The following is a 25,092-nucleotide window of genomic DNA, read 5'->3' as shown; positions in this document are numbered from 1 at the left end:
ACACGGCTCGCCCCGAGCCACACGCCTCAGCTCACTGTGCTTCGGCGCCCTCGTCGGTCGACGCGCTTCCCATGACCGAACCCTCGCCCGGAGCAAGGGTTCCGAGGATGCGCTCCAGGTCCTCCATCGAGGCGAACTCGACGACGATCTTCCCCTTCTTCTGGCCAAGGTCGACCTTCACCCGGGTTTCGAAGCGGTCGGACAGCCGCGAGGCGAGACCGGTGAGCGCGGGGGACACCCGACCGCCCGCCCGAGGCTTCTTCGCCTTGCCGGCGCTCGCGGGGCTCGACCCCATGAGCGTCACGATCTCCTCGACGGATCGGACCGACAGCCCCTCCGCCACGATCCGGCGCGCGAGGTTGTCCTGCTCCTCAGGATCCTCCAGCGACAGCAGAGCCCTGGCGTGTCCCGCGGAGAGGACTCCCGCCGCGAGCCTCTTCTGCACCGAAGGCGACAGCCTCAGCAGCCGGAGCGTATTGGTCACCTGCGGTCGCGAACGCCCGATCCGGTCGGCCAACTCGTCATGGGTGCACTTGAAGTCCTGCAGCAGCTGGTCGTAGGCAGCGGCCTCTTCCAGAGGGTTCAGCTGAGCCCGGTGCAGGTTCTCCAACAGCGCGTCGAGCAGCAGCCGCTCGTCTTCGGTCGCCCGCACGATCGCGGGGATCTTCTCGAGCCCGGCTTCCCGGCACGCTCGCCAGCGCCGCTCACCCATGATGAGCTCATAGCGCCCCGGTGCCGTCTGACGGACCACGACCGGCTGGAGCAGGCCCACCTCCTTGATGGAGGTGACCAATTCGGCGAGGGCGTCCTCGTCGAAGACCTCGCGCGGCTGCCGCGGGTTCGGCCGGATGGCATCCAGCGGCACCTCGGCGAAGTACGCGCCGGCCACCTCCGCAGGAAGGTCGCCCGCGCTCTCCGCACCCGCCGGCGCCTCTGTTTCACGTGAAACACCGGGCGTCGGTAGCGAAGCCACCTTGGCGGCCGCCACTCCGCGGTCCGGTGCCAGAACCGGTACGGACGACGGCGACGTGGCTCCCCGCCCCACCGCCGACCCGGACTGATCCGTGCCCTGGGGTGCGGCGGGGATCAGCGCACCCAGCCCGCGGCCCAGCCCCCTGCGTCGTTCACTCACTGAGACCCCTCCGAGATGGTGTGCTGTGCTTGGTAGTTCACACTCAGGCCCTGCTCTCCGGGCTGCGGTGAAGCCCCCCGGAGCGCAATCTCCCTGGCTGCTTCGAGGTACGAGAGCGCACCGCTGGATCCCGGGTCATAGGTGAGCACCGTCTGCCCGTAGCTGGGCGCTTCCGAGATGCGTACCGAGCGGGGGATGCTCGTCCGCAGCACCTCATTGCCGAAGTGGCTGCGCACCTCATCGGCAACCTGCGAAGCAAGACGGGTACGTCCGTCGTACATGGTGAGCAGGATGGTCGAGACGTGGAGCTTGGGGTTGAGATGCCCCCGCACCAGTTCGACGTTCCGCAGCAACTGCCCCAGGCCTTCGAGTGCGTAGTACTCGCACTGGATCGGGATCAGCACCTCGGCGCCGGCAACCAGTGCATTGACGGTCAACAGGCCGAGCGAAGGCGGGCAGTCGATGAGGATGTAGTCCAGTGGCTGTTCATACGCCTTGATGGCGCGGTCCAACCGGCTTTCGCGTGCCACGAGCGAGACCAGCTCGATCTCGGCACCGGCCAGGTCGATGGTCGCGGGGGCGCAGAAGAGCCCCTCCACGTCCACCACCGGCTGCACGACGTCGGAGAGCGGCTTGCTCTCGACCAGCACGTCGTAGATGGACGGCACTTCGGCGTGATGGTCGATCCCCAGGGCTGTCGACGCATTACCCTGCGGGTCGAGGTCGATCACCAGCACGCGAGCTCCGTGCAGCGCCAGCGACGCCGCGAGGTTCACGGTGGTGGTGGTCTTGCCGACCCCGCCCTTCTGATTGGCGACCACCATGACCCGGGTCGCTTCGGGACGGGGCAACCCCTCGCCTACGCGGCCCATGGCCCCTACCGCCAGCTGCGCTGCGCGACCTACCGGTGTGTTGTCCATCAGGGGCGGCGTTTCACGTGAAACGTCGTCCCCGAACGACTCGTTGCGGGGACCGGGGACCGGATCGGTCATCGGTCCCGCGATGTTGGCGTCGGACCGCAAGGATTCACTCTCCTCGACATCAGGCTCACAATGGTGAGAGCCTGCCATGCTTTCGGTATCGCGAACCAGTGAGGTCCGTTCTCCTGTGGATGAACCCACCTCTGTGGATACTTTCGTGACCCGTGTGGGTTTCCGGTCGTGCGGCTCGGCAGCCGCACGACCGCGGCCGATGATCCCTTGCAGCAGAGAACGACGTTTCACGTGAAACACGATGCCAGCGCCGCGTCCGAATAAGCCGCGACACTCCGTCTTGTGGCTTTTTGTGGCACCTGCGGAATTCGCCCTTTCTGCTATTCCGTGGACACTCGCACCCACCACGGATTAGCAGATCAGGGAGCCCGCCATCAGCGTCGGCGCGGCCGCGATGCCCGGCTGGTACGTGCCGCCTTCGCCCGCTTCGCGGCGAAGCGCACCCCACCAGGGCTCTCTCCCACCTCGACGCGCACCACGGTCGACGGCGGATCCACCACACCCTCGCCGACGTGCACGACGGAGGTCTCCACCACACCGAGCTTGCTCAGCGCGGCACGGGCCGACTTGAGCTCCTCCTCCGCGGTGTCGCCCTTGAGCGCCAGCATCTCGCCGTAGGGACGCAGCAGCGGCACCCCCCAGCCGGCCAGCCGGTCGAGCGGCGCGACGGCCCGCGCGGTCACCACGTGCACCTGCGGAAGCTTGCCCATGACTTCTTCCGCACGGCCGCGCACCACCGTGACGTGGTCCAGCCCGAGCAGCTCGACGACCTCCTGAAGGAAGTTCGTCCGCCGCAGCAGCGGCTCCAGGAGCGTGATCTTGAGGTCCGGGCGCACCAGCGCCAGGGGAATGCCGGGCAGCCCGGCACCCGAACCCACGTCACACACCGAGACACCCTGAGGGACCACCTCGGAAAGCACCGCGCAGTTCAGCAGGTGCCGCTCCCACAGTCGCGGCACCTCGCGCGGACCGATCAGCCCGCGCTTCACGCCCGCATCGGCGAGCAGCTCGCCGTACCGCACGGCCTCCGGAAAGCGCTCACCGAATACCTCCTGCGCCGTTTTCGGCGCAGGAGGGAGCTCCGCTGATGCCTCGGTCACGGGAACCGCCCTTCCTCTGGACTGCTTTTCCTGCCGGGAACCCGGCGTTACGACCGGGGATAACACAGAAGGCTGACAAGTTTTGGCCCCGCCTGCGAGCAGACGGGGCCAAAGAAAGACTGAGCGCGAGGCGTCAGGCCGGGAGAACAACCACGCAGCGCTGCGGTTCCTCGCCCTCGGACTCGCTCCGCAGGCCGGCCGCGGCCACCGCGTCGTGCACGACCTTGCGCTCGAACGGCGTCATCGGGTCGAGCTTCACGGGCTGGCCGGTGCTCTTGGCCTCCTCCGCCGCGCTCGTCCCGACCTTGGCGAGCTCCTCGCGCTTGCGCGCCCGGAAGCCGGAGATGTCCAACATCAGACGGCTGCGGTCGCCGGTCTCGCGGTGCACCGCGAGCCGCGTCAGCTCCTGGAGCGCCTCCAGCACCTCGCCGTCACGCCCCACCAACTTCTGCAGATCACGGCTGTCCGAGTCGCCGATGATCGACACCGAGGCACGGTCCGCCTCGACGTCCATGTCGATGTCACCGTCGAGGTCCGCGATGTCCAGCAGTCCCTCGAGGTAGTCGGCCGCGATCTCGCCTTCCTGCTCCAGGCGGCTGAGGGTGTCGGTGCCCTTGGTGGCAGGGGTCGTGTCCGTCACGTAAGGACTCCTTCTTACTTCTTGGACGGGTGCTTGGGGCGCTGCTGGCCCTTGCGCTGCCCGGACTTGGTGTTACGGGATCCGGAGGCGCCGCCCTTGGCGGGCGTACCACCCTTTTCCTTGGCGTCCTGCGAAGCCTCGCTGCTGCCCGCCGACGAACTCGCCCGCGTGCGGTTCTGCGCGGTCCCGGTCGCTGTACCGGTACCGGTACCGACACTGGCACCGCCCTGACGCTTGGCCTTGGTCTGCCGCTTGGGCTGCTGGCGGTTCTGGCGCGCCTCCTCGGCGGCCTCCTTCGCCGCGATCTCAACCGGGCTCTCGACCAGCTTGCCCTGGGCGCGCAGCCGCTCCTGACGCTCGGTGTACGCCTTGCTGCCCGGGGTGGGGTTGCGGCGGATGACGAACATCTGCTGGCCCATGGTCCACACGTTGGTGGTCAGCCAGTAGACGAGGACACCGACGGGGAAGTTGATGCCGAAGACGGCGAACATGACCGGGAAGACGTACATCAGCATCTTCTGCTGCTGCATGAACGGCGTCTTCACCGTCAGGTCGACGTTCTTCGTCATCAGCTGGCGCTGGGTGTAGAACTGCGACGCCGACATCAGGACGATCATGATGACCGTGACCACGCGGACGTCGGTCACCGAAGCGCCGAGGCTCTGGATCTTCGCCGCGCTGTCCATGAACTTCGCCGCGAGCGGCGCACCGAAGATGTGCGCCTTCTGCGCGCTCGCCAGGAGCGTCGGGTCGATGAAGCCGACGGTCTTGTTCTGCGCGATGTGGCTGAGGACCTGGTACAGGGAGATGAAGAACGGGGACTGCGCCAGGATCGGGAGACAGCTCGAGAGCGGGTTGGTGCCCGACTCCTTGTAGAGCTTCATCATCTCTTCGGACTGGCGCTGCTTGTCGCTCTTGTAGCGCTCCTGGATCGCCTTCATCTTCGGCTGGAGCGCCTGCATGTTCCGCGTCGACTTGATCTGCTTCACGAAGAGCGGGATCAGGCAGATACGGATCAGCACCACCAGCGAGACGATGGACAGACCCCACGCAGCTCCACTGTTCGCGTTGAAGATCAAACTGTAGAACGAGTGGAACTGGACGATGATCCAGGAAACTGCGTAATAAAGAGGACTGAGGATCGTGTCCACGAATCAGGCTCCTTGGGCGTTGGGCTGAGTCTCGGGCTGGGCGACAGGCTCAGGGACGGTGGGCCCGCCCAGACGGCTCCTCAGCCGCTGATGCCAAACCGGACGCTTCCGGGGAGGGACGTGGTCGACGCCACCGAGCGACCACGGGTTGCACCGCAGAATGCGCCAGGCGGTCAGCGCAGTCCCCTTCACCGCGCCGTGCCGGTCGATGGCCGTGTAGCCATAGTGCGAACACGACGGGTAGTACTTGCAGACCGGGCCCAACAGCGGGCTGATGGTCCACTGGTAGATCTTGATCAAAAGCAGCAGCGGGTACTTCACTGTGCGCTCCCTCCCGGGTCCCGTCCGGGCTTCCCGGGGCCAGCGGCGCGGCCGCCGTCGGTCATCGCCCCGGTGGGATTGCAGCCTTTCGGCGCCCCTCCCAGCAGCCGCTCGACGGCGGCGTCCAGGTCGCGGGCCAGTTGGTCGTACTCCGCCTCACCCGCGCCGGGCAGGGCCCGTACCACAACCAGGCTACCGGCGGGGAGCCGGTCCAGCCGATCGCGCATGAGATGGCGCAGTCTCCGCTTGACCTTGGTGCGGACGACGGCTCCGCCAACGGCCTTGCTCACGACGAAACCCGCACGCGCTGGGGGAACACTTCCCCCAGCTGCGTGCGGGTCCGTTGCGCCGCTACGACAGTGCACTACGAGGAGCGGGCGTCCGGCCCTGCGTCCCCGGCGTACCGCGGTCGCGAAGTCCTCGCGCCGCCTCAGCCGATGTTCGGTAGGCAGCACGTCATGGACCTAGGTTCAGGCTGCTCAGGCCGACAGGCGGCCGCGGCCCTTGCTACGGCGCGACGCGAGAATCGCGCGGCCGGCACGGGTCCGCATGCGCAGACGGAAACCGTGGGTCTTGGCGCGACGACGGTTGTTCGGCTGGAAGGTGCGCTTGCTCACTCGGGGGCTCCAGGAAACTTGTTGTCTCAGAGAGACAGATTTGTGGGCGTCGACTGGCTGTCACCGTGCGCCCACGAGTAGCTCGCCACGCCCGAGTGCACCGCTACACGATCACGAGAGCGTAATCATTGCCCATCGGAGGCAGGCGGCAGCAGCCATCGACAACTCGACCTGGTCACGGTACGCGGGGCTACGCCATTCGGTCAAACCAGCTCCGGAACGGTGCGGAGAGCCCCCGCCAGGACACACTATGCACAGCCTGTGGACAACAACTTGAATCCCCAGGCCCGCCCTGACTACCGTGGCTGAACTCCATTTCCTTCCCGCCCGTCCTGAGAATCACACATTCGTGGGACTGTGAGAGAGCGTGCCCTGTGGCTGATGTACCTGCCGATCTTGCCGCAGTGTGGCCGCGCGTACTCGATCACCTCCTGCGGTCGGAGGCCGACGGCCTCAAGCCCAAGGACCAGGACTGGCTCAAGCGGACCCAGCCGCTGGCGCTGGTCGCGGACACCGCACTGCTCGCCGTGCCGAACGAGTTCGCCAAGGGCGTGCTCGAGGGTCGGCTGGCGCCGCTGATCGGCGAGGCCCTCAGCCACGAGTGCGGACGGCCGATCCGGATCGCGATCACCGTCGACGACTCCTCCGAGGAGCCCCCGGGCCCGCAGCCGGCACCGCACCAGCAGCAGCATGCCCCGCACCAACAGCCGCAGCACGATGCGTACGACGGCTACGACGAGCGTCACGATTCGCGCCACGACTCACGCCAGGGCTATGGGCACCAGGGCGACGACCTGCCCAGCGTCCGCCCCGCGTACCCCGACTACCCGCAGCTCCGGCACGAGCCCGGTGCGTGGCCGCAGCACTCCCGCACCGACGCGGTCGGCCCGCGCGAGGAGTACGGCTGGCAGCAACAGCACCTCGGCGGCTACCCCGACCGCGAGACGTCCACGGAGCAGTGGCGCGAGCCGTACGGTTCCTCGCCGCCCGCCCATCTGCAGCAGCACCAGAACGACTACCGCTCGCAGGGACCGGACCGCGGCGGGCCGCGGCCCTCGGACGGCCCGCGCTCCCCCTACGAGCAGCAGCGCCGCGACCACTCCGAGCTTCCGCCGCCCGGGCCCGGTGGTCGCCCCGGCGGTCCCGGTTCGGCGCTGCCGGCGCCCAGTGGCGCGCCCGGCCCGCTCGCCGCGCAACCCGCACCGGCCACCGGCCCCGGCGAACCGACGGCGCGGCTGAACCCGAAGTACCTCTTCGACACCTTCGTGATCGGCGCGTCCAACCGCTTCGCGCACGCCGCGGCGGTCGCGGTCGCCGAGGCACCGGCGAAGGCGTACAACCCGCTCTTCATCTACGGGGAGTCGGGGCTGGGCAAGACCCACCTGCTGCACGCCATCGGGCACTACGCCCGGAGCCTCTATCCGGGCACCCGGGTGCGGTACGTCAGCTCCGAGGAATTCACCAACGAGTTCATCAACTCCATCCGCGACGGCAAGGCGGACGCGTTCCGCAGGCGCTATCGGGACATGGACATCCTGCTCGTCGACGACATCCAGTTCCTGGCGAGCAAGGAGTCGACGCAGGAGGAGTTCTTCCACACCTTCAACACCCTGCACAACGCAAACAAGCAGATCGTGCTCTCCAGTGACCGGCCGCCGAAGCAGCTGGTCACCCTGGAGGACCGGCTGCGCAACCGCTTCGAGTGGGGGTTGATCACGGACGTCCAGCCGCCGGAGCTGGAGACCCGGATCGCGATCCTCCGCAAGAAAGCGGTGCAGGAACAGCTGAACGCACCGCCGGAGGTCCTGGAGTTCATCGCGTCCCGGATCTCGCGGAACATCCGCGAGTTGGAGGGCGCGCTGATCCGGGTCACCGCGTTCGCGTCGCTCAACCGACAGCCGGTGGACCTGGGGCTCACCGAGATCGTGTTGAAGGACCTGATCCCCGGCGGCGAGGACTCCGCGCCGGAGATCACCGCGACCGCAATCATGGCCTCGACCGCCGACTACTTCGGGCTGACCGTGGACGACCTGTGCGGCTCCTCGCGCAGCCGGGTGCTGGTGACGGCCCGCCAGATCGCGATGTACCTGTGCCGGGAACTCACCGACCTGTCGTTGCCGAAGATCGGCGCGCAGTTCGGCGGCCGCGACCACACCACCGTGATGCACGCCGACCGCAAGATCCGCGCGCTGATGGCCGAGCGGCGCTCCATCTACAACCAGGTCACCGAGCTGACCAACCGCATCAAGAACGGCTGACGGGCGGCCTGCCGCCGGCCGCCACCGCCACCAGGGCGCCCCGGGACCCGCTCCCGGGGCGCCCTTCGTCGTGGCGTCGCGGTACGGAGCGAACGGGGGAGGTGTCCGAGGACGTTGGAGGGCGCCGCCGCGGGCGGTGCGACGGCGTCGCGAGGCGGTTCGCGAGGCGGTTCGCGAGGCGGTTCGCGGGCCGGTCGCCGGGGTCCGCGGCTCGTCCGCCGCCGTCCCAAACCTGTGGAGCGCGTCAGCTCTGTTCGATTCCTGGCCAGGTCACGGGTTCTCTCCACAGATTGGGCAAGAATCTTCCGTCCACAACCTGGGGAGGGGAAAGTTATCCCTGTGGGATCCACAGGCCGGCCTGCTGACGGGCCATCGGACGAGGTCAACCGGGTGTGGATTTGTGGCCAACCGTAATCCACAGCCTGTGGACAGAGTTTTCGTCCACAGGCGGCGCGCGGACTTGTCCACCGGCTACCCACAGGTCAGAGGCTGTTGTCCCCAGTGATCCGCAGCTTCTCCACACCGCTGTCCACTGTTCGGCAACGCGACACCACCTCTCACCGCGCCGAGTGAAAGCGGTCACACCAAGGTGGTGGGTTGGGCTGTGGGGAACGTGGGTATTCCTGGGGACGGCACTGGGGAGAAGTGCCTCCGCCCTGTGCATGGGGTGTGCAGAACTTCTCGCAGTCCACAGCTGGAGCCGCTTATCCACGGCCTCCACCCACAGGCGCGGTGGACAAAAAATCGTTGCTGACCTGCACGAAGGCAGTTGTCCACGGTTTCCACAGGCCCTACTACTACGACCAGGGATATCTACCGGGGAAATCGTTCGGAACCGGGCCCTGTGCACAACTCGTCTCCGGAGCGCGCCGCTCCCATCGAGCCGACTTGACCCCGAGCCGCACCGACCATCGACGGCGTGCGTCAGACTGGTCTCCGGCAACTCAGCCGACGACGAAGAGCCAGCAGGGCGAGAGCCAGCAACAGCAGGAGGCGGTTTCCGGTGAAGATCCGGGTGGAGCGCGATGTACTCGCGGAGGCAGTGGCCTGGGCGGCCAAGAGCCTCCCGGCCCGTCCGCCGGTGCCCGTCCTCGCGGGCCTGCTGCTGAAGGCGGACAACGGCGCCCTGAGCCTCTCCGGCTTCGACTACGAGGTCTCGGCGCGGGTCTCGGTGGAGGCCGACGTGGAGGAGGAGGGCACCGTCCTCGTCTCCGGCCGGCTGCTCGCCGACATCTGCCGTGCGCTCCCCAACCGCCCGGTGGAGATTTCCACCGACGGTGTACGAGTGACCGTCGTCTGCGGCTCCTCCCGCTTCACCCTCCACACCCTGCCTGTGGAGGAGTACCCGGCCCTGCCGGCGATGCCCACCGCCACCGGCACCGTCTCCGCCGAGGTCTTCGCGGCCGCCGCCGCCCAGGTGGCCATCGCCGCCGGCCGTGACGACACGCTCCCGGTGCTCACCGGCGTGCGGATCGAGATCGAGGGCGACACCGTCACCCTGGCCTCCACCGACCGCTACCGCTTCGCGGTCCGTGAGTTCCTGTGGAAGCCGGAGAGCCCGGACACCTCCGCGGTCGCCCTGGTCCCGGCCAAGACCCTGCTGGACACCGCCAAGTCCCTGAGCGGCGGCGACACCGTCGCCCTGGCGCTCTCCGGCTCCGGCCAGGGCGAGGGCCTGATCGGCTTCGAGGGCGCCGGCCGGCGGACCACGACCCGTCTGCTCGAAGGCGACCTGCCGAAGTACCGCACGCTCTTCCCCACGGAGTTCAACTCCGTCGCGGTGATCGAGACCGCGCCCTTCGTCGAGGCCGTCAAGCGCGTGGCGCTGGTCGCCGAGCGGAACACCCCGGTGCGGCTGAGCTTCGAGCAGGGCGTGCTGATCCTGGAGGCCGGCTCCAGCGACGATGCACAGGCTGTGGAAAGGGTCGACGCCGACCTGGACGGCGACGACATCTCGATCGCCTTCAACCCGGGCTTCCTGCTCGAGGGCCTGTCGGCCATCGACTCCCCGGTGGCCCAGCTGTCGTTCACCACGTCGACGAAGCCGGCGCTGCTCAGCGGCCGCCCGGCGAAGGACGCGGAGGCCGACGACGCCTACAAGTACCTGATCATGCCGGTCCGCCTCTCCGGCTGACGGCGGCGGACGGCCCTCGTGCCGAGCGGGCCCCGGCGTGCGCCGGGGCCCTTGCGGCGACTGGCTGACGTGGCCCTGATGAGCGGCTGAGCCCACAGCTGTGCACGGGGTCTCGGGCGTAGGCTCGGACTCGGGTACGAACAGCAACGACTATGTGCAAAGAGGGTCTGTGATGGAGCTCGGTCTCGTCGGTCTCGGCAAGATGGGCGGCAACATGCGCGAGCGCATTCGCCGCGCCGGCCACACCGTCATCGGATACGACCGCAACCCCGACCTGGCCGATGTGGACAGCCTCAAGGCCCTCGTGGACGGCCTCAAGGGCCCGCGGGTGGTCTGGGTCATGGTCCCGGCCGGCGCCGCCACCCAGTCGACCATCGACGAACTGGCCGAGCTGCTCTCGCCCGGCGACCTCGTCGTGGACGGCGGCAACTCCCGCTGGACCGAGGACGAGAAGCACGCCGAGGAGCTGGCGGCCAAGGGCATCGGCTTCGTGGACTGCGGCGTCTCCGGCGGCGTCTGGGGCCTGGAGAACGGCTACGCGCTGATGTACGGCGGCGACAAGGACGACGTCGCCAAGGTGCAGCCGATCTTCGACGCCCTCAAGCCCGAGGGCGACTTCGGCTCCGTGCACGCCGGCAAGGTGGGCGCGGGCCACTTCGCGAAGATGGTCCACAACGGCATCGAGTACGCGATGATGCAGGCCTACGCCGAGGGCTGGGAGCTGCTGGAGAAGGTCGACTCGGTCACCGACGTGCGCGAGGTCTTCCGGTCGTGGCAGGAGGGCACGGTCATCCGTTCCTGGCTGCTGGACCTGGCGGTCAACGCCCTCGACGACGACGAGCACCTGGACAAGCTGCGGGGCTACGCCGAGGACTCCGGCGAGGGCCGTTGGACGGTCGAGGCCGCGATCGACAACGCCGTGCCGCTGCCGGCGATCACGGCGTCGCTCTTCGCGCGCTTCGCGTCCCGTCAGGACGACTCCCCGCAGATGAAGATGATCGCCGCGCTGCGCAACCAGTTCGGTGGCCACGCGGTCGAGAACAAGAAGTAAGCACAACCAGCTCAGCAGCCGGGGAGGTCGGCGCGTAGCCATGCACGTATCGCACCTGTCGCTCGCCGACTTCCGCTCGTACGCCCGGGTCGAGGTCCCGCTCGACCCGGGCGTCACGGCGTTCGTGGGGCCCAACGGGCAGGGCAAGACGAACCTGGTCGAGGCGGTCGGCTACCTCGCCACCCTCGGCAGCCACCGGGTCTCCTCGGACGCGCCGCTGGTGCGGATGGGGGCGGACCGTGCGATCGTCCGGGCCGCGGTCGTCCAGGGCGAACGGCAGCAGTTGGTGGAGCTGGAGCTCAACCCGGGCAAGGCCAATCGCGCCCGGATCAACAGGTCGTCGCAGGTCAGGCCGCGTGATGTGCTGGGCATCGTCCGGACGGTGCTGTTCGCGCCGGAGGACCTGGCGCTGGTCAAGGGCGACCCCGGCGAGCGCCGGCGGTTCCTCGACGAACTGATCACTGCCCGCTCGCCGCGGATGGCGGGCGTGCGCGCGGACTACGACCGCGTCCTCAAGCAGCGCAACACCCTGCTGAAGACGGCGGCGCTGGCCCGGCGGCACGGCGGCCGGCAGATGGACCTGTCGACGCTGGACGTCTGGGACCAGCACCTGGCCCGGGCCGGCGCCGAGTTGCTGGCCCAGCGGCTCGACCTGATCGCCGCGCTGGGGCCGTTGGCGGACAAGGCGTACGAGCAGTTGGCGCCGGGCGGCGGACCGCTGGGGCTGGAGTACCGCGGCTCCGCCGGCGAGGCGATGGCCGCGGTCTCGAACCGCGAGGAGTTGTACGGCGTGCTGCTGGTGGCGCTCGGCGAGGCCCGCAAGAGCGAGATCGAGCGCGGGGTGACCCTGGTCGGGCCGCACCGCGACGATCTGCTGCTGAAGCTGGGGCAGTTGCCGGCGAAGGGCTACGCCAGCCACGGCGAGTCCTGGTCGTACGCGCTGGCCCTGCGGCTCGCGTCGTACGAGCTGCTGCGGGCCGAGGGCAACGAGCCGGTGCTCGTCCTCGACGACGTCTTCGCCGAGCTGGACGCGCGGCGCCGGGAACGGTTGGCGGAGCTGGTGGCGCCGGGCGAGCAGGTGCTGGTGACCGCGGCGGTGGACGACGATGTGCCGGGGGTGCTGGCCGGGGCGCGGTACGCGGTCTCCGGGGGCCTCGTGGAGAAGGTGGAACGGTGACCGAGCCCCAGCCGGAGCGCCCCAAGACGCCGGAGCTGTCCGGCGTGGACCTGGCCCGTCAGGCGCTGGTCGCCGCCAAGGAACAGGCGCGGGCCCGGGGTGCCGCCGTGCAGCAGAAGAAGCAGGCCCGGCGCGGTGGGCTGCGTTCGGGCGCGCGGGCGGACGGCCGGGACCCGCTGCCGTTGGGCGCCGCGATCAACCGCCTGATCACGGAGCGCGGCTGGGAGACCCCGGCGGCGGTCGGTGGGGTGATGGGCCGCTGGCCGCAGCTGGTGGGGCCCGAGGTGGCGCAGCACTGCGAGCCGCAGCGGTACGACGAGGAGGCCCGCGTCCTGACCGTCCAGTGCGATTCGACGGCCTGGGCGACGCAGTTGCGGCTGCTGGCCCCGACGCTGGTGGCCCGCCTCAACGAGGACCTGGGCCACGGCACGGTCAAGATGATCAAGGTGTGGGGGCCGGGCGGTCCGGCCCGCCGGTACGGCCAGCTGCGGGCGCCGGGCAGCAAGGGTCCCGGCGACACCTACGGCTGACCCCGCCCGCGTGGCGGAGCGTTGACGGAGGGGGGCGGTGTTTCACGTGAAACACCGCCCCCCTCCGGGCTTTCTTGCCTGGTCACGGGCTGTTTCACGGGAAACGGCGCACGCCCGTACGGACCCTGTAAACACGTGTGACGCATGAGACTGCGCTCACGGTAGCCGCCGGTTGACATCCCGAAGCGCTGAGTGCCCGCGTGGGCGCCCTGGGCCCCCTTCTCGTATATGGGGAGTCGGCGGACGTCAGTTCAGGGCGGCACATGGCGACTCAGGCGCCTACAAACCCCCATGAGTGTCGGCGCTACCGGTAGACTGGTGACAATCCCGCCCACTCGCGGAACAAGTCGAACGACGAGCCGCTCCCACCTGTCCTTCGCGGGGAGATCGCAACAGGTGCGGAAGGGCTCGTGCTGTGCCAGAAAGGGCGCTTCGTGGCCGACTCCGGCGACCTCAACGAGAACAACATGGCTTCTACCGAAGAGGGGGGTTCGGCCGGCGCTGTGGGCGACTCCTCGGTGGAGAAGTCGTACGACGCCAGCGCGATCACCGTCCTTGAGGGCCTGGACGCGGTTCGCAAGCGCCCCGGCATGTACATCGGCTCAACGGGCGAGCGCGGTCTGCACCACCTCGTGCAGGAGGTCGTCGACAACTCCGTCGACGAGGCGCTGGCCGGCCACGCCGACACCATCGAGGTGACGATCCTCGCCGACGGCGGTGTCCGGGTCGTCGACAACGGCCGCGGCATCCCCGTCGGCATCGTGCCGTCCGAGAACAAGCCGGCCGTCGAGGTCGTGCTCACGGTGCTGCACGCCGGCGGCAAGTTCGGCGGCGGCGGGTACGCGGTCTCCGGTGGTCTGCACGGCGTGGGCGTGTCCGTGGTGAACGCCCTGTCGACCCGGGTCGCGGTCGAGATCTACACCGACGGCTACCGCTGGACCCAGGAGTACAAGCAGGGCGTGCCCACCGCCCCGCTGGCCCAGCACGAGGCCACCGACAAGCACGGCACCTCGGTCACGTTCTGGGCAGACGGCGAGATCTTCGAGACCACCACGTACAGCTTCGAGACGCTGTCCCGGCGCTTCCAGGAGATGGCGTTCCTCAACAAGGGGCTGACCATCTCGCTCAAGGACGAGCGCGCGGACCACGTGGACGAGGACGGCAAGCCGCTCTCGGTGCGGTACCACTACGAGGGCGGCATCGTCGACTTCGTGAAGTACCTCAACTCCCGCAAGGGCGAGCTGGTGCACCCGACGGTGGTCTCGGTGGAGGCCGAGGACAAGGAGCGGAACCTCTCCGTCGACCTCGCGATGCAGTGGAACACCCAGTACAGCGAGGGTGTCTACAGCTTCGCGAACATCATCCACACGCACGAGGGCGGTACCCACGAGGAGGGCTTCCGTGCCGCGCTGACCGGGTTGATCAACCGCTACGCGCGCGACAAGAAGCTGCTGCGCGAGAAGGACGACAACCTCACGGGCGAGGACATCCGCGAGGGTCTGACGGCGATCATCTCGGTCAAGCTCGCCGAGCCGCAGTTCGAGGGCCAGACCAAGACCAAGCTGGGCAACACCGAGGTCAAGACCTTCGTCCAGAAGGTCGTCCACGAGCACCTCAACGACTGGCTGGACCGCAACCCCAACGAGGCCGCGGACATCATCCGCAAGGGCATCCAGGCCGCCACCGCCCGGGTCGCGGCCCGCAAGGCGCGCGACCTGACCCGCCGCAAGGGGCTGCTGGAGACGGCGTCGCTGCCCGGCAAGCTGAGCGACTGCCAGTCCAACGACCCGACCAAGTGCGAGATCTTCATCGTCGAGGGTGACTCCGCCGGTGGTTCGGCCAAGTCCGGCCGCAACCCGGAGTACCAGGCGATCCTCCCGATCCGCGGCAAGATCCTCAACGTCGAGAAGGCCCGGGTCGACAAGATCCTGCAGAACAACGAGGTCCAGGCGCTGATCTCGGCCTTCGGCACCGGGGTCCACGAGGACTTCGACATCGAGAAGCTCCGCTACCACAAGATCATCTTGATGGCGGACGCCGACGTCGACGGCCAGCACATCAACACCCTGCTGCTGACCTTCCTGTTCCGCTTCATGCGACCGCTGGTCGAGGCCGGGCACGTCTACCTCTCCCGCCCCCCGCTGTACAAGATCAAGTGGGGTCGGGACGACTTCGAGTACGCCTACTCCGACCCGGAGCGGGACGTGCTGATCGAGCGCGGCAAGCAGAACGGCAAGCGGATCCGCGAGGACTCCATCCAGCGGTTCAAGGGTCTCGGCGAGATGAACGCCGAGGAGCTGCGCGTGACGACCATGGACGCCGACCACCGGGTGCTCGGCCAGGTCTCGCTGGACGACGCGGCCCGCGCGGACGACCTCTTCTCCGTCCTCATGGGCGAGGACGTCGAGGCCCGCCGCTCGTTCATCCAGCGCAACGCCAAGGACGTCCGCTTCCTCGACATCTGAGCCCTGTCGGCCCGCACACCAGCCGCAGCTCGAAAGGACTTTGAACCACCATGGCCGACGAGAACCCCCCTGTGACCCCGGACGGCGTGACCGCCGAGGGCGCGCCCGCCACCATCGACGGCGTCGGAATGCGCGTCGAGCCCGTCGGGCTCGAAACGGAGATGCAGCGCTCCTACCTCGACTACGCGATGTCCGTCATCGTCTCGCGTGCGCTGCCCGACGTCCGCGACGGCCTCAAGCCGGTGCACCGCCGCGTGCTCTACGCGATGTACGACGGTGGCTACCGCCCCGAGAAGGGCTTCTACAAGTGCGCCCGCGTCGTCGGCGACGTCATGGGTACGTACCACCCGCACGGTGACACCTCCATCTACGACGCGCTGGTCCGCCTCGCCCAGCCGTGGTCGATGCGGATGCCGCTGGTCGACTCCAACGGCAACTTCGGCTCCCCGGGCAACGACCCGGCCGCCGCCATGCGGTACACCGAGTGCAAGATGGCGCCGCTGTCCATGGAGATGCTCCGGGACATCGACGAGGAGACCGTCGACTTCCAGGACAACTACGACGGCCGCAACCAGGAGCCGACGGTCCTGCCGTCCCGCTTCCCCAACCTGTTGATCAACGGCTCGGCCGGTATCGCGGTCGGCATGGCCACCAACATCCCGCCGCACAACCTCCGCGAGGTCGCCGAGGGCGCGCAGTGGGCGCTGGCCCACCCGGAGGCGTCCAGCGAGGAACTGCTGGAAGCGCTGATCGAGCGGATCAAGGGCCCCGACTTCCCCACCGGCGCGCTGGTGGTGGGCCGCAAGGGCATCGAGGAGGCGTACCGCACCGGCCGCGGCTCCATCACCATGCGCGCGGTCGTCGAGGTCGAGGAGATCCAGAACCGCCAGTGCCTGGTGGTCACCGAACTCCCCTACCAGGTCAACCCGGACAATCTCGCGCAGAAGATCGCCGACCTGGTCAAGGACGGCAGGGTCGGCGGCATCGCGGACGTCCGCGACGAGACCTCCTCGCGCACCGGCCAGCGGCTGGTCATCGTCCTCAAGCGGGACGCGGTCGCCAAGGTCGTCCTCAACAACCTCTACAAGCACACCGACCTGCAGACCAACTTCGGCGCGAACATGCTCGCGCTGGTCGACGGCGTGCCGCGCACCCTCTCCCTGGACGCCTTCATCCGGAACTGGGTCACGCACCAGGTCGAGGTCATCGTCCGCCGGACGAAGTTCCGGCTGCGCAAGGCCGAGGAGCGGGCCCACATCCTGCGCGGTCTGCTCAAGGCGCTGGACGCCATCGACGAGGTCATCGCGCTGATCCGCCGCAGCGACACGGTCGAGGTGGCCCGCGAGGGCCTGATGGGCCTGCTGCGGATCGACGAGATCCAGGCGAACGCGATCCTGGAGATGCAGCTCCGCCGGCTGGCGGCCCTGGAGCACCAGAAGATCACCGCCGAGCACGACGAGCTCCAGCGCAAGATCCGCGAGTACAACGCGATCCTGGCCTCCCCCGAGCGGCAGCGCCAGATCATCAGCGAGGAACTCGCCTCGATCGTCGACAAGTTCGGCGACGACCGGCGCAGCAAGCTGGTGCCCTTCGAGGGTGACATGTCCATCGAGGACCTGATCGCCGAGGAGGACATCGTCGTCACCATCAGCCGTGGCGGCTACGTGAAGCGGACGAAGACCGACGACTACCGCTCGCAGAAGCGCGGCGGCAAGGGCGTGCGGGGCACCAAGCTCAAGGAAGACGACATCGTCGACCACTTCTTCGTCTCCACCACCCACCACTGGCTGCTCTTCTTCACCAACAAGGGCCGGGTCTACCGCGCCAAGGCCTACGAACTCCCGGACGCCGGACGGGACGCGCGCGGCCAGCACGTGGCCAACCTCCTGGCCTTCCAGCCGGACGAGCAGATCGCCCAGATCCTGGCGATCCGCGACTACGAGGCGGCGCCCTACCTGGTCCTCGCCACCAAGGCCGGCCTGGTGAAGAAGACCCCGCTCAAGGACTACGACTCGCCCCGCTCCGGCGGTGTGATCGCGATCAACCTGCGCGAGCAGGCGGACGGCTCGGACGACGAGCTGATCGGCGCCGAGCTGGTCTCCGAGACCGACGACCTGCTGCTGATCAGCAGGAAGGCCCAGTCGATCCGGTTCACCGCGACCGACGAGGCGCTGCGTCCGATGGGCCGCGCCACCTCGGGCGTGAAGGGCATGAGCTTCCGCGAGGACGACGAACTGCTCTCGCTGAACGTGGTCCGGGAAAACACCTACGTGTTCACCGCGACCGACGGCGGCTACGCCAAGCGCACCGCGGTCGGCGAGTACCGCGTCCAGGGCCGCGGCGGCCTGGGCATCAAGGCCGCCAAGATCGTCGAGGACCGGGGTTCGCTGGTCGGGGCGCTGGTCGTCGAGGAGACCGACGAGATCCTCGCGATCACGCTCGGCGGTGGCGTGATCCGTACGCGGGTCAACGAGGTCCGGGAGACCGGCCGTGACACCATGGGCGTCCAACTGATCAACCTGGGCAAGCGAGATGCCGTCGTCGGCATCGCGCGCAACGCCGAGGCCGGTCGCGAGGCCGAGGAGGTCGACGGGCCCGACGGGCTCGACGAGACCGGTGAGGCCGAGGAGTCCGGGGCGACCGCAGCCGAGGGTGCGCAGCCCGCGGCGGAGTAACACGAGGAGTAGGTCGTGAGTGGAGCCACGGGCGCTGCGACGGGCGGCACGGACGTCACACAGGACTCCGCGCCGGAACCCGCAACCGAGGGGGAACGCAGCGCCCGTGGCTCCGTCGCGTCCGACGGCACCCCGGACGAGGGCGCCCATGAGGGGGGAACCGTGACCAACACCCGACAGCCGCAGCCCCAGCCGCAGCCCCAGCCACCGGGCCGGGGTGGCCAGGGGCAGCCCCAGGGCGGCACACAGCAGCCGTACGAGCCGCCCCAGGCGTACCCCACGGGCGGCGCGGAGACCGGAGCCGGTCAGGCCGTGCGCAAGCCGCGTACGGGCGCCAGCACGGCCCCGCGGACGCGCAAGGCCCGCCTCCGGGTGGCGCGCACCGACCCCTGGTCGGTGATGAAGGTGAGCTTCCTGCTGTCGATCGCGCTGGGCGTCTGCACGGTGGTGGCGGTGGCGGTCCTGTGGATGGTGATGGACGCGATGGGCGTCTTCTCCACCGTCGGCAAGACGATCAGCGAGGCGACCGGCTCCGCCGAGGGCGGTGGCTTCGATCTGCAGTCGTTCCTCTCGCTGCCGCGGGTGCTGCTGTTCACCTCGGTCATCGCGGTGATCGACGTCGTCCTGGCGACCGCGCTGGCCACCCTCGGCTCGTTCATCTACAACCTGTCGGCGGGCTTCGTGGGCGGTGTGGAGCTGACCCTCGCCGAGGACGAGTGAGTGGGCGTGGCGGGCGGCTGCACCGGGCGCTCCCGAGGCCTCGGGAACCGATTTTGGGAACGCCTCTGAAGTGCGCTAATCTTCTGGTGCAGCGAGCGAGCGGCTATAGCTCAGACGGTTAGAGCGCTTCCCTGATAAGGAAGAGGCCCCAGGTTCAAGTCCTGGTAGCCGCACCGCACACACGGCCCGGCCGGAGAATTCTCCGGCCGGGCCGCTGCTTTTGGCCGCGAGGCCGCCCGATGGGCCGTGGGAACGGAAGTCGGGGGCGATTCGTTGTGCAGGGGCGGGAGTTGAGGCCGGTTTGGCGCCCCCGGACGGGGTGTTGTCGAGTGCGGGCTAGATAACCGATCGGTATCGGCCGGTGTGTATCATCGGCCGACATAGGGTCCCCTACGTCAACGAAAGACGAGGTCGCGCGGTGAAGAAGCTTCTCCTGGTCGCACTGGCCGCCATCGGCGGGCTCCTCGTGTACCGCCAGATCCAGGCGGATCGCGCCGAGCAGGATCTGTGGACGGAGGCGACCGACTCCGTGCCCGCAGGTTCGGGTGTGTGAGACCACGCACAGCACAGTTCGTATGGACCCCGGTTGCCCCAAGGGCGACCGGGGTTTCGTACGTGTCGGGGGCGGGCAGGCTCTCGATTTGCGATCGCACATTAATGAGTTGCAGCGGCAAAGTCGCTGGTCGTGATGTCGATGTCCGGGCTGTGACCGGCGGACGCGAGGGGGACGGGACGTGGCACGACCACCACGCAGGGGGCCGGCGCTGGAGGTACGGGTTCCCCCTGCTCGGACGAGGCTGAGGGCGTGGGGGGTGCTGCTGGCCCTGACCGCGGTGGCGCTCCCGGCCGCGTCGGTCCCGCGGGCGTCGCCGTCCGCCGCCGAGGGCAGCGGGTTGGTGATGGTGCTCGACTCCTCCGGTTCGATGGCCGGCAGCGACGGGGCCGGGAGCACCCGCATCGCCGCCGCCCGCAAGGCCGTCGGCACCGTCGTCGACGCCCTGCCCGAGGGGTATCCCACCGGCCTGCGCGTCTACGGCGCGGACAAGCCCAAGGGCTGCGACGACACCCGGCTCGCACAGCCGGTCGCCCCGCTGGACCGGGACGGCCTCAAGAAGGCGGTCGCGGGCGTGACTCCCAAGGGCGACACCCCCATCGGGCTCTCCCTGACCAAGGCCGCCCAGGACCTTCCCCGGCCGGCCGCCGGCGTGGGCGGCAGGCGCACCATCGTGCTGGTCTCCGACGGTGCGGACACCTGCAAGAGCCCGCAGGCCTGCCAGGTCGCGTCCCAACTCGCCGCGTCCAGCCCCGATCTGCACGTCGACGTCATTGGCTTCCAGGTCGCCGCCGCGTCCCGCAGCCAGTTGGAGTGCATCGCCAAGTCCGGCAACGGCCAGTACTACGACGCTCCGGATGCCGCGTCGCTCGCCCGTCAGTTGCAGCGGGCCGGCCAACTGTCCGCTGCGGGCTACCGGTTCCGGGGCACCCAGGTCAGCGGCACGGACGACCGCAAGGGCGCACCCGTCGTCCGCCCCGGGCAGTACCTGGACAGCATCGGCCCCAACGAGAAGCGGTACTACGCCGTCGATCTGGACGCGGCGTCGGCGGCCGACTTCTCCGCCACCGTGGTGCCGCCGCCCGGCGCCGCGGTCGACACCCTCGACACCGTGCGCACGCAGATCGTGTACGGCGCGGACGGCAGCTGTCAGTCCTCGACCGCGATGTTCGGTCAGCGGGAGGGCGCCACCCCGCTGACCGCGGCCGTCAGCCGCATTCCGTCGCAGGGCGGCACCGGTACCTGCGACAAGGCCGGCCGGTACGGGCTGGTCGTCGAACGGCGCGCGGACCCCGGCTCGGACGCCGCGCGCTGGCCGATGGAGCTGATGTTTCACGTGGAACCACCGCTGGCGAAGGGTGCCACCCCCGCGCAGTCGTCACCGGAGTACGGCGCGGGCGGCAAGGCCGCCACGCTGCCCACCACCCAGCCCAAGGGCGTCACCGGCGGCACCGGATTCAACGACGCCCGCCCGCTGGGCCCGGGCGTCTGGCGGGACCAGATCCTCCCCGCGCAGACGCTCTGGTACAAGGTGCCGATCAGCTGGGGCCAACAGCTGCGCTACGACGTGGAGTTCGCCAACGCGCCGCGGTCCGGCCAGAGCGTTCGCACCTCGTTCGGCAGCACCCAGGTCTACACGCCGTTCCGTGCCCCCGTCGGCAGCGGGACCGGCGTCTTCAACCCGCAGGTGCCGTACAGCGGGCGACCTGCCTCGCTGAGCATGGGAACGGTGCCGGTCTCCTGGAGCAACCGCTACGAGACGTACCCCACCGTCATCCCCGTCCACGCCAAGGGCGACTTCTACATCGCGGTCACGCTCGGCGCGAGGTCGGCGCAGATCGCGCAGAACCCGAAAATCGGCGTGGTGCTGCGGGTCGCCGTCCTGGGGCGGGCGAAGGCCGGTCCGGAGGTCGGCGCGGCGGCCGATCAGGACGAGGCGCCCGACGGCGGTTCGGGTCCGACGGCCGGCGGCACGACGGGCGGCCACTGGCCCGCGATCCGGGTCGCCGGCGTGTCCGTCGGCGGGCTGGGCGTCCTCCTGCTGGCCGGGCTGGGCCTGTCGTACGGCTGGGCCCGCCGGAAGCCGCGGTCGGGCAACGGGGGAGCCGCGCGGTGACGCGGCGCGCAACGGGGATGCGGGGCCTGGCCGCCCTCGCGGCGCTGGCCCTGCCGGCGCTCACGTCGGCGCCGTCGGCCGCGGCCGACGGCGCACCGCGCTACCGGACGGCCGCCGGCAGCAAGCCCGTCAAGGGGGCCGAGAGCGCTGCGGAGGCCCCGCGACTGGACCGCGGGCAGCACGTGGACACCTTCCGGCGCGGGGAGACCAAGTACTACGCGGTCGCCCTCGACGGCACCAGCAACGCCTACTTCCCGGTGGTCGCCGTGCCCCGCCCGGGCACCAAGGTCGAGGACTACACCGACCGACTGACCGTCAAGGTCGAGGACAGCGGCGGCACCACCTGCGGCTCGGACGGGACCGCGCAGTTCCACAGCGGCGGCACCGCCTACCCGGTCGCCGACTACGCCGCCCGCCTCATCGGCCCGGGCGTCGCCAACTGCCAGCACGCCGGCCCCTACTACGTGGTCGTCAGCCGCGAGGGTCCGCTGACCTCGGGGCCGGAGCCCTGGGCCGTCGAGATCGGCCACCTCACCGAACCCGCGCTCCAGGGCGCGGCCCCGTCCCCGTCGGCCCCCGGCGGCTGGAGCTCCGCCACGCCCGCGCCGCCCACGGACGCCACCACCCACCAGGTCCTGGGCGGCAGCGGGTTCAACGACGCGGCGGCGGTCCGCAGGGGCGTGTGGCGGGACCGCCTCGCCCCCGGCGAGACCCGCTTCTACCGCGTCCCGGTGGACTGGGGGCAGCGCCTCAACCTCAGCGCCGAACTCCCCAACTCCACGACACCGACAACCGCGTTCGTCCCGAGCGCGCTCGGACTCACCGTCTACAACCCGGCGCGCGGCGCGGTCAGCCAGGACGGCTTCGTCGCGTACGACGGGAAACCGGCCGCGGCGAGGGCGTTCACCGCACCGGTGGCCTACGGCAACCGCGCGGCACCGGAGCGCGCGGTCGCCGGGATGCGCTTCGCCGGCTGGTACTACGTGGCGGTCACCTTGAGCGCGCGCACCGCGGCGGCCTTCCCCCAGGGGGCCGCGCTCACCCTCCGGGTGGACCTCCGCGGCACTCCGCAGGCCGGGCCCGGCTACGTCTCGCCGGCCGGCGACCTCGGCAGCCCGCCGGGCGACGACGGCACGCGAGGGCCCGCGCAGGGCACGGGCGGCCCCCGGACGGCCGTGGCGTACGCCGGGATCGGCGTCGGGGTGCTGCTGTTGGCCGGGCTGGGCGCCTGGACGGTGCTGGCCCGCCGGGCCGCCGCCCGCGGGACCGTCCCGACCGTCCTGCCGCGCCCGGAGCTGCCCACGGACCAGCAGACGACCCGGGCGTCACCCCGCCGGCCCGCGGCGCCCTAGGCCGCTTCTGACGGTCAGCCGTCGAGCAGTGCCCACACCCCGACCGCGATGCACAGCAGCGCCACGATCAGGACCGGGACCGCGACCTTCGGGGGCGGTCCCGGTTTCCGTACCGGGTCGGCCGGGGCGGGCGTCGCCGGCACGCCGGCGCCCGGGGTCGGTGGATGGCCCGGCAGCGGCGGCTGCCCGGCGGTGTACGGGCGGGTGGCGGGCGCCAGCGGGGATGCCGCGGCCGTCGGCTCGTACCGCGGCATCGGGGCCGGCAGCGGCGTCGGCGGCGGGGTGCGGGGCGGGGTGGTCGGTGGGGCCGGGACGGTGCCGCGCGGCGGGGTGGCCGGAGGCGGTGGGGCGCTCGGCTGCAGCGGGAGCGACGGCTCCGGCGGTGCGAGGTGGAAGCTCCCGGTGTCCGTGAAGGAGGCCGGGCCGGTGACCGGGCGCCCGCCGGTGGGGGAGGGCGCGGTGGATGCGGCGCCGGCCGCGGTGGTGCCCCCGGTGGCCTCGCCGCGCGGTGCGCCGCGCAGCGGACCGTCCGGACCGAATCCGGACGGCAGCGGCCCGATGTGGTCGAAGACCTCGACGACCTCGTCCTCGATGGTCGCCTCCGGCAGCAGCTCGGCCGCCGCCAGCAGTGCCTTGCGGGCCCCCGTCGCGGTCTTGAACCGGGCGTCCGGATCGGGGTGCAGCAGCGACGCCAGCACCTGCCACAGCGGCTCCGGTACGTCCTCGGGGGCGTTCGGTATGCCGCCGTGGTCCATGAACCGCCGGACCAGCGCCTCGGTGTCCGGTTTGGCGCCGGTGATCAGGCTGAGCGCGACCAGCCCGGCCGCGAACAGGTCCGCGGGGAAGTCCGGTTCGGACCCCAGCATCTGCTCCGGCGCGAAGTAACCCGGTGTCCCCACCACGTAGTTGGTCTCGGTCAGTCGCGGCTCGCCCTTGCGCATCGCGATGCCGAAGTCGGACAGCCGCAGGTGCGGGCGGCCGGTGCCGGTGGCCTCCAGCAGGATGTTCGCCGGCTTGATGTCCCGGTGCACCACGCCCTCGGCGTGCACGGCGGTCAGCCCGGCCAGCAGCTGGTCCATCAGCGTGCACACCATGCCCGCGGGCAACGGGCCGTAGTCGCCGGTCAGATGGGCCAACGAGCCGCCGTGCACCAGGTCCATGGTGAACAGCACCTTGTCGTCGTCCGCGGCCCAGCTCGCCGGGGCCAGCACGTGCGGGTGATCGATCCGCAGCGCCTGCTCCCGGACGAAGCGCAGCAGGGTGTGCGCATCGCTCTGTTGCAGCACTTTGGCCGCCACGTAGCGGCGGCGCCGATGGTCCCAGGCGCGCCAGACGGCGCCCACTCCGCCCCGACCGATCGGGTCCACGAGCTCGTACCGACCGGCGAAGATCTCACCCATTGCGCCCCGTCCGCTTCTGGATCACGACTCCCTGCGGCCAACTCCCCTGCGGCCGCACGCGCTTGGCTAGCTCTGGTGCGCCTCGTAGTGGGCGACGGCGTCGGCGGTGCGGCCGGCACCGTAGACCCGGAGGAACTCTGCCAGCTCGGGGTGGGTGGCGGCGAGGCCGTTCGCCGCGTCGATGATCTCGCCGGCGTCGGAGACCGACCGCAGCAGCGACTGGATCTCCCGCACCACCCGGCGCACCGTGGTGGCGCCCGTCGACGACGTGGTCTGCGTGGTGTTGTTCAGGACCGATCCGCCCGCCGTCTTCTTGATCTCTTCCATCCGGTCGGTGGCCTCGGCGGCGCTGACGCTGCCGTCCGCGACCTGACCGGCCAACTCCTGCAGCGCCTGCACCCGCTGCACCACGGCGGGGTTGCCTATCTTGGCGCGCTGCCCGCTCATCAGCTGGGACAACATCGGGGCGGACAGGCCGAGCACCGCGGCCAGCCGGGCCTGGTTCAACCCGAGGTCGTCGATGAGACGGCGGAACAGCGCGCCCAGAGGTTCTCCGTACCAACTGCGCTGGAGCTCCCGGGCCCGCGCGGTGGCTTCCTGCTGTGCTGCATCCATGCCGTCTCCCCTGTATCCCCGATCGCGCTTCGCTGCCGCGAATCTCGCGAAGCATCCTACGGAGAGCGACGGTGTGCGGCGATACCCGGTCGG

The 25,092-nt window shown here is 70.0% G+C and carries 20 protein-coding genes, 1 tRNA gene and 1 pseudogene; 12 read left to right on the top strand and 10 right to left on the bottom strand.

The features are described from left to right. Positions 1-31: 31 nt before the first annotated feature. The 8 genes and pseudogenes from ABD385_RS10615 to rpmH form a co-directional block, all read right to left on the bottom strand. On the bottom strand, positions 32-1,132 hold the full coding sequence (locus tag ABD385_RS10615) for a ParB/RepB/Spo0J family partition protein (protein ID WP_344574855.1): 1,101 nt from the start codon (positions 1,130-1,132) through the stop codon (positions 32-34). After that, the gene (locus ABD385_RS10610) at positions 1,129-2,202 is read right to left on the bottom strand and encodes a ParA family protein (RefSeq protein WP_344575026.1); all 1,074 of its coding nucleotides are present in this window, start codon (positions 2,200-2,202) and stop codon (positions 1,129-1,131) included. Before ABD385_RS10610 ends, ABD385_RS10615 begins: the two co-directional genes overlap by 4 nt. Before the next feature lie 296 nt (positions 2,203-2,498). Next, positions 2,499-3,224, bottom strand: coding sequence for a 16S rRNA (guanine(527)-N(7))-methyltransferase RsmG (gene rsmG / locus ABD385_RS10605; protein ID WP_344574854.1), 726 nt, complete (start codon positions 3,222-3,224; stop codon positions 2,499-2,501). 133 nt (positions 3,225-3,357) lie between these two features. Beyond that, positions 3,358-3,864, bottom strand: coding sequence for a Jag family protein (locus ABD385_RS10600; protein ID WP_344574853.1), 507 nt, complete (start codon positions 3,862-3,864; stop codon positions 3,358-3,360). Positions 3,865-3,878: 14 nt separating this feature from the next. Continuing rightward, positions 3,879-5,015 (bottom strand): membrane protein insertase YidC, encoded by a 1,137-nt coding sequence (gene yidC / locus ABD385_RS10595; protein ID WP_344574852.1) that lies wholly within the window; start codon positions 5,013-5,015, stop codon positions 3,879-3,881. Between the two features lie 3 nt (positions 5,016-5,018). Then, positions 5,019-5,336, bottom strand: a complete 318-nt coding sequence (gene yidD, locus ABD385_RS10590) for a membrane protein insertion efficiency factor YidD (protein WP_006604423.1) — start codon at positions 5,334-5,336, stop codon at positions 5,019-5,021. 86 nt (positions 5,337-5,422) lie between these two features. Then, positions 5,423-5,791, bottom strand: a pseudogene (rnpA, locus tag ABD385_RS10585) (ribonuclease P protein component); the annotation flags it as partial. 24 nt (positions 5,792-5,815) lie between these two features. Next, positions 5,816-5,953 (bottom strand): 50S ribosomal protein L34, encoded by a 138-nt coding sequence (gene rpmH / locus ABD385_RS10580; protein WP_009716483.1) that lies wholly within the window; start codon positions 5,951-5,953, stop codon positions 5,816-5,818. Positions 5,954-6,327: 374 nt separating this feature from the next. Here rpmH and dnaA point away from each other — a divergent pair, with 374 nt between their 5' ends. From dnaA to ABD385_RS10520, 12 genes are all read left to right on the top strand, one after another. Beyond that, positions 6,328-8,211, top strand: a complete 1,884-nt coding sequence (dnaA, locus tag ABD385_RS10575) for a chromosomal replication initiator protein DnaA (protein ID WP_344574849.1) — start codon at positions 6,328-6,330, stop codon at positions 8,209-8,211. Between the two features lie 1,003 nt (positions 8,212-9,214). Next, positions 9,215-10,345 carry a DNA polymerase III subunit beta gene (dnaN, locus tag ABD385_RS10570; protein WP_344574848.1) on the top strand — a complete coding sequence of 377 codons (1,131 nt, stop codon included), beginning with the start codon at positions 9,215-9,217 and terminating at the stop codon, positions 10,343-10,345. A gap of 172 nt (positions 10,346-10,517) precedes the next feature. Then, positions 10,518-11,396, top strand: a complete 879-nt coding sequence (gene gnd, locus ABD385_RS10565; RefSeq protein ID WP_344574847.1) for a phosphogluconate dehydrogenase (NAD(+)-dependent, decarboxylating) — start codon at positions 10,518-10,520, stop codon at positions 11,394-11,396. A gap of 40 nt (positions 11,397-11,436) precedes the next feature. Then, a complete protein-coding gene (recF, locus tag ABD385_RS10560; RefSeq protein ID WP_344574846.1) occupies positions 11,437-12,573 on the top strand; it encodes a DNA replication/repair protein RecF in 1,137 nt (378 codons plus the stop codon). After that, complete coding sequence (locus tag ABD385_RS10555) at positions 12,570-13,103, top strand: DciA family protein (RefSeq protein ID WP_344574845.1); 534 nt, start codon at positions 12,570-12,572, stop codon at positions 13,101-13,103. Before recF ends, ABD385_RS10555 begins: the two co-directional genes overlap by 4 nt. A 410-nt stretch (positions 13,104-13,513) precedes the next feature. Beyond that, positions 13,514-15,568: a DNA topoisomerase (ATP-hydrolyzing) subunit B gene (gene gyrB / locus ABD385_RS10550; protein ID WP_344574844.1), complete on the top strand. Its 2,055-nt coding sequence runs from the start codon at positions 13,514-13,516 to the stop codon at positions 15,566-15,568. A 50-nt stretch (positions 15,569-15,618) separates the two neighbouring features. Next, positions 15,619-18,243 (top strand): DNA gyrase subunit A, encoded by a 2,625-nt coding sequence (gyrA, locus tag ABD385_RS10545; RefSeq protein ID WP_344574843.1) that lies wholly within the window; start codon positions 15,619-15,621, stop codon positions 18,241-18,243. A gap of 15 nt (positions 18,244-18,258) precedes the next feature. Further along, complete coding sequence (locus tag ABD385_RS10540; RefSeq protein ID WP_344574841.1) at positions 18,259-18,963, top strand: DUF3566 domain-containing protein; 705 nt, start codon at positions 18,259-18,261, stop codon at positions 18,961-18,963. Between the two features lie 99 nt (positions 18,964-19,062). Then, positions 19,063-19,136, top strand: a tRNA-Ile gene (locus ABD385_RS10535). A gap of 245 nt (positions 19,137-19,381) precedes the next feature. Beyond that, positions 19,382-19,516: a DLW-39 family protein gene (locus ABD385_RS10530; protein ID WP_003958712.1), complete on the top strand. Its 135-nt coding sequence runs from the start codon at positions 19,382-19,384 to the stop codon at positions 19,514-19,516. Positions 19,517-19,778: 262 nt separating this feature from the next. Next, positions 19,779-21,632, top strand: coding sequence for a vWA domain-containing protein (locus ABD385_RS10525; RefSeq protein ID WP_425585384.1), 1,854 nt, complete (start codon positions 19,779-19,781; stop codon positions 21,630-21,632). After that, positions 21,629-22,984 (top strand): hypothetical protein, encoded by a 1,356-nt coding sequence (locus ABD385_RS10520; RefSeq protein ID WP_344574838.1) that lies wholly within the window; start codon positions 21,629-21,631, stop codon positions 22,982-22,984. Before ABD385_RS10525 ends, ABD385_RS10520 begins: the two co-directional genes overlap by 4 nt. Before the next feature lie 14 nt (positions 22,985-22,998). On the opposite strand, the gene ABD385_RS10515 is transcribed toward ABD385_RS10520, so the two are convergent. Next, entirely contained in the window at positions 22,999-24,384 is a 1,386-nt protein-coding gene (locus ABD385_RS10515) for a serine/threonine-protein kinase (RefSeq protein WP_344574837.1), read from the bottom strand. 66 nt (positions 24,385-24,450) lie between these two features. Continuing rightward, complete coding sequence (locus ABD385_RS10510; protein ID WP_016571114.1) at positions 24,451-24,999, bottom strand: helix-turn-helix domain-containing protein; 549 nt, start codon at positions 24,997-24,999, stop codon at positions 24,451-24,453. Between the last annotated feature and the right edge of the window lie 93 nt (positions 25,000-25,092).

This window comes from Streptomyces lunalinharesii (assembly GCF_039532155.1).
GTDB lineage: Bacteria > Actinomycetota > Actinomycetes > Streptomycetales > Streptomycetaceae > Streptomyces > Streptomyces lunalinharesii.
Note: the sequence above shows the minus strand (reverse complement) of the source record. Positions and strands in the feature narration are given on the sequence as shown.